Here is a 5,328-nt window from a genome sequence, read left to right as displayed (position 1 = left end):
TGCCCTTCAACTTCGCCAAATCAGGCCAGACTAAAAACACTGCCTGACCCAGACCTATCGGTCGCGCTCCACCGCACGGACAGGACCCCCTCCCAAGGCTGGTGCAGAGAAATGCGCGCTTACTATCATCTGGGTAGAATTCGGAGAGAAGCACTCATGGATTGTCGATGAGCGCCGCCGAGGTAACGGTTCCTCCAAGGCTCCTTGCCGGTTCTGTTTATATCGACGCCTCTGTCTATCGGTCACTCCATTTTGATTGGGACGGCCGATGGCTGAAAGCGTTGTCTGATTTGGTGGGGCGCGGCCTTCTCCGGCTTGTGACTACGGAAGTCAACAAGCGCGAGGTCTCCACACTACTCCGGGAATCATGCCTGGAGGCCAGTAAGTTGGCTCGCTCATCGAGCGTGGCGCTGAGGCAGCTTGGCCTTAGCGCCGCAGCAGAGACATTAGCTGACGAGGACGCCTGCGTTAAAAAATTGGTGGACACCTTTGATGCGTGGCTGAAGAAAAATGGTGCTTGGTCCTGCCATTTCGATCCGAGTGTTCAAGAGCTCCTTGACGATTACTTCAGCGGCAAGCCCCCGTTTGGGAATGGCAGGAAGAAGCATGAGTTCCCCGACGCGATCGTGGCTCGTCAGCTTCGTTCCTGGTGTGAAGCCACAAAGCAGAAGGTCTACGTCATCTCGCAGGACGGGGACCTGAAGGATTGCTGCTCGGCAGGAGGGCCGCTGATACATGCGGCCACAATCGCCGAAATCGTCTCACATGCTACGGTTACGGTTACTGTCCACAATGCTGTGGCGGCATTCGTAAAGGACAATAATATTGTCTACGAGCAGCTCAGAGACCAGGTGCCGTATCTAAGGGTTGGCGTAGGAGAAGGATACATTGGCCCGGCTCGCGTTAAGGTTGAAGTTAGAAACACTGAACTCGACGATGCGTTCATTGAGGACGTAACCGTTTTCGATTTTGATGGGACCACCATGACCTGCGAGGTCCCATTCTACGCAGCCCTGCGTCTGCATGTGGACGTCGACCAAGATGCTGTCCAGTATGGGGAGGATGACTGGGACCCAGGTTATCACCACAGGATGTTCATAACGATACATCAGCCACTTAGCGCAACAGTCACGGCAAACTTGATTTCAGCAGAACCGGTAGAAATCGAGATTAATTCGGTGTCGCTGGACGACCGCAGCATTGAGGTTAATTGGCATGATATTGAGGACGAGCTATGGTAATTGACTGATCGCCTCTCGTAGCCGAAGTGGAAGCCGCACCGATACGACGAACGAATATTGTTACATAATCAGTTGTAATGCATCCTCATTTGACCCCAGTGTTAGCACTAGCACTAGCACTCTCATTCTCACTCTCCCGCTTCAGCAGAGGGGAGTGAATTAGGTGCAGAGCTCCCGCCAGCTCGCGGCTACGAGTGACGGCTTTCGGGACCGCCGAAGCAGTGTCCCAGCGCCGAGTTGGATCGTCTCCTGCCGGTGCGACCACCGGCCGCCAATGGCAGCTTCGCTCATTTCCCGTTCCAGACCGGACTGGCAGCAATCGGCCCGATCCTGCCTATAATCGGAAACATTGATGGGAGCCGCGGAATGGCAAATGTTGGCAAGAGAGCAGCCATTTTTCGAGTCACCGCGAATAGATAAATCATTTACGACTGATACTGGGCGTCAATATTCGTGAGTTCTGATCTACCATGGCCAAATTACTCTGATCATTCAAAAGTTTTTGGTGCAGCTTTTTTTAAAAAGCTGCCTTTTCGGACTCAAACCGTTTTTCGTACTGATGTCGATATTCCCCAAAAGCCCCCGCCAATTTTCATAATATGCCCCGCCCGGCATCGCCGGGCGGGGTTCATCGCGGTTGTTACTCGCCGTTTTGCTTGCGGCTGCGGGACCAGATCAGGGTGTAGCCCTCGCCGCTTTCATCGTCGAAGAGGTTGGCATAGATCGGAGCGCTGAAGCTCGGATCATCCAGCTTGACCGAGATATAATCGCGCCCTTCTGCGGAACGTTTGGACCAGCCAGCACCCAGCTCAGCCCGTCCACAGAATATACGATGGCTGGGGGCATTGTCGTTGGTCCGGTTGGCTTCGGGCACGATGCGCACGTTCTTCGTCTGCACGCTCAGGGTCACAATCTCGCCGTGGATTTCATTGCCGACTTTCTTGAAGGTTCCGATGGTAGCCATGTCAATTCTCCTATGCTGTTTCGAGCCCGCGACCATCGCAGCCTCGATGGCGATCACTTGACCGGGGGCACGATCGGCCTGCACCGCCCGCGGCCGTAGCGTCAGCGGAGGATGGCGGCTTCTGGCTTTTTTGGAGCGCAGCGTCCGCGAGGAGGCAGCATCGCTGCCGGGGACAAAAGCCAGAAGCCGCCATTGCAGGAAGGCGATCGTCCTTCGGTCAGATCAGCCACGGAGAGGCCGCGTGGCGCGGCTTGGGGCAGTCAGTCAGGAGATCTGGCGACACTCGGGATTTTCATCAAAGCGGCGCCATCCGCGGTACGGGAACAAGGCCGGTCTTGCAGACGTCACCGCGTCATCATGCCGCATATAACCAGTTGCTCCGACGCCACCCCTGCCCTCGCATCAATGGACAAGCGGATTGGTTGACACATGGTTCTGCCCTTCGCCGTGGAGCGATCTTTCTGGCCAAACGATGCGTCGAGAGACGCACCTGATCCTGCCCACCCACGACAATGCTGCGCGAGGATAGCGCCATTTGTGTCCCGTTCCACCAGCGAAGCGGGACACACGCCGCGATGAATTCCGCCCAGCGATGCCGGGCGGGGCGTTGGCGGCGGCTTGTCCGGCGAATAAATTTGCCGGCGTTGCGCAACTTCAGCCGGTTGGTGGGATACGGCGATACGGCATGCGTGGGAGCGGATTGTGGGAGCTATGCGCCCCCACTCCCAAAGCTCCACACCGGGATGCCAAGCTTCTTGGCCTTGTCGGCGAGATTCTCCTGGATGCCGGTGCCGGGGAATACCATGATGCCAATCGGCAATGCCTCCAGCATGGCGTCATTGCGCCGGAACGGGGCCGCCTTGGCGTGCCGGGTCCAGTCCGGGCGGTAGGCAATCTGGGTAACCTTGCGGGCATCCGCCCAGGCTGCGGCAATGCGCTCGGCTCCCTTCGGGCTGCCGCCGTGCAACAGCACCATGTCCGGGTGTTTGGCGTGTACTTTGTCCAGCTTGTCCCAGATCAGAATGTGATCATTGCACTCCATCCCGCCGGTGAAGGCGATTTTCGGGCCGGTAGGCAGCAGAGGTGCGATTTGCGTCTGGCGCTTGGCGGCAATGAAGTCTCGGCTATCGATGAGAGACGCGGTCAGTGCCCGGTGGTTGACCATCGAGCCTGAGCGCGGGCGCCAGGCGGTGCGCGTGTGGCGCTCGAACTGCTCGGCGGCCTGGTCGCGGAAGAATTCCAGGCAATCCCGGCGTTCCAGTAAGGTCTGCCCCTCCGCCGTCAGCCGTTCCAGCTCGACTGAGCGGATCTCGGAGCCGTCCTGCTCCTTCTGGCTGCGCTTTTGCGCCTGCTCGTTATCGTCGAGCTGCCGTTCGATCCGTCCGGTGGCGCGGTGGAACAGATTAACCGTGGCCCAGAGCAACTCCTCAAGATCAGGCTCCAGGCGGGTGTCGCTCAAGGTGGCGGTGAAAGCGTCGAAGATATCCGCGATCGCCCCGGCGATCAGCGGGGCTTCGGGCAACGGCCGTGGGTCAGGCTCTTCCTGACCGGGGTGGTAGCCATAGAGTTGCAGTTCGCTGAGGATATAAGCGGTGGGTGAAGCGGCGTGGGGTGGCTCATAGCCGGTCTCGTCATAGTCGCGGGTCATGGGATGCTCCTGTTTGCCGGAAGCCCGCGCCCATCGCGGCCTTCCATGGCGATCCCAGCCGGGGGCGGTGGCGGCCCGCACCCACCATGGCTCTCCGTGACGCCATGGGCTGGATTTGCGGGCCGGAGCGTCAGCGGAGGATGGCGGCGGGGCCGCTATTTTGCTTCGCGCTGCAAAGCCCCGGAATCGCTGAGCAAGATCATGGTGCCACCCTTTGCCCCCGGGGCGGCGGAAAATAGCGGCCTCGCCGCCATTGCGGGCCGCCGCCGCCCCCGGCACAGAACGCCTTCTCGGAAGGCCGTCGGCGCGGCCACCCGGCGGATGGGAGCAGAAAGTGCCCGGCATTGGCGAGCCGTCATCGGCCAATCCGCCATATGCAATCTCAGTCGGACGTCATGAAACGCTGCGCATCCTCCGGCGCCAATTGCACCCGCAGATGTGCACGCAATTCAGCTGCGCCAAGCTCGCGTAGATCGTCGTTGAAATCGCTTAATGAGGGCGAGAGGGTGATCGCCTCGACCCCGGCGGCAATAGCGCGTTCGGTCAAGCATGCCCCGGCGCGGTCACCGGCCGCATCGGCGTCACGGGCGATGTAGAGCCGCCGCAACCCAACGGGGAGAAGGAGAGCGGCGAGATGCCCGGCCGAGAGTGCGGCCGCCATCGGGATGGCGGGAAGCAAGCAGCGCAGCGACAGCATGGTCTCGATGCCCTCGCCCGCCACGAGTAAATGGTTCACCGGTCCGCCGTGCAGCCCTGCCGTGGTGCCAAACCGCACGGCATGGCCCAACAGCAATCCCATCGCCCGGCGCGGGGCTGCCAATGGCGCTTTGCCGAGCCGGGTGGGATCGATGGGATCCAACCCGTCAGGATCAAGCCAGGTGCGCTGGATACCGGTGATGGTGCCCTCGAGGTCCGTGACCGCCGCGAGCAATGCGGGCCAAGGGGCTGGCGGTGCATCTGGGGCCGCGCGGTGGAAACAGCGCGGATGGAACCGCAAAGCGCCGATCCCGGTCAGTGCCGCCGACGTGATACCACGCCGGTGCAAATAGGTTTCGGCAAGGGTGCCCGGTAGGGGCTGCGCCATGCCGAACAACCGCCGTGCGGCACGTTGGACCTGGGCGGCCTCAGGAGCAGAATCACAGTCAGCATCCGTCTGTGTCTCCGGAGCACCGCGTCCCAGCAAACACGCCCCATGTCCCTGAGGGTGACGGCTGCGGTGTTTGTCGGCCGCAGTATGATCAAATCCCGCCAGTCCGAGGAACCGCCGCGCTTCCTCGGCAACATCGCGGAATGTGCTGAGGCCACAATTCTCGCGGATCAAATCCAGCAAATCGCCATGCTCACCTGTCGCGGCATCGGTCTTATGTTGAATGCAACATAAGACCGAACATGTTGCGGCGAAAGTTATGTTGCGGATCTGCGGTTGGGCTTTGTGCCGCAGGCGATCGACGGCTTCCACGCAACATAATGTCAGG

General features: G+C 60.3%; 4 protein-coding genes. 1 reads left to right on the top strand and 3 read right to left on the bottom strand.

Annotated elements, in window-relative coordinates; all coding sequences use genetic code 11:
- Nucleotides 1-167 precede the first annotated feature (167 nt).
- Complete coding sequence (locus L2A60_RS19765) at nt 168-1,241, top strand: PIN domain-containing protein (protein ID WP_235706174.1); 1,074 nt, start codon at nt 168-170, stop codon at nt 1,239-1,241.
- Nucleotides 1,242-1,881: 640 nt separating this feature from the next.
- Here the strand turns inward: L2A60_RS19765 and L2A60_RS19760 are convergent.
- From L2A60_RS19760 to L2A60_RS19750, 3 genes are all read right to left on the bottom strand, one after another.
- On the bottom strand, nt 1,882-2,205 hold the full coding sequence (locus tag L2A60_RS19760; RefSeq protein WP_235706173.1) for a DUF736 domain-containing protein: 324 nt from the start codon (nt 2,203-2,205) through the stop codon (nt 1,882-1,884).
- Between the two features lie 709 nt (nt 2,206-2,914).
- Nucleotides 2,915-3,853 carry a DUF2493 domain-containing protein gene (locus tag L2A60_RS19755; protein WP_235706172.1) on the bottom strand — a complete coding sequence of 313 codons (939 nt, stop codon included), beginning with the start codon at nt 3,851-3,853 and terminating at the stop codon, nt 2,915-2,917.
- A gap of 382 nt (nt 3,854-4,235) precedes the next feature.
- Nucleotides 4,236-5,312: a DUF7146 domain-containing protein gene (locus tag L2A60_RS19750; protein ID WP_456237181.1), complete on the bottom strand. Its 1,077-nt coding sequence runs from the start codon at nt 5,310-5,312 to the stop codon at nt 4,236-4,238.
- Nucleotides 5,313-5,328 lie beyond the last annotated feature (16 nt).

It is taken from the genome of Acidiphilium iwatense (assembly GCF_021556475.1).
In the GTDB taxonomy this organism is placed as follows: Bacteria; Pseudomonadota; Alphaproteobacteria; order Acetobacterales; family Acetobacteraceae; genus Acidiphilium; species Acidiphilium iwatense.
The sequence above is the reverse complement of the archived record's forward strand: the minus strand, read 5'-3'. Positions and strand labels throughout refer to the sequence as shown.

Coding starts and splice junctions, on each gene's coding strand:
- L2A60_RS19765 (WP_235706174.1), top strand. CDS start 168: ATGAGCGCCGCCGAGGTAACGGTTCCTCCAAGGCTCCTTGCCGGTTCT.
- L2A60_RS19760 (WP_235706173.1), bottom strand. CDS start 2,205: ATGGCTACCATCGGAACCTTCAAGAAAGTCGGCAATGAAATCCACGGC.
- L2A60_RS19755 (WP_235706172.1), bottom strand. CDS start 3,853: ATGACCCGCGACTATGACGAGACCGGCTATGAGCCACCCCACGCCGCT.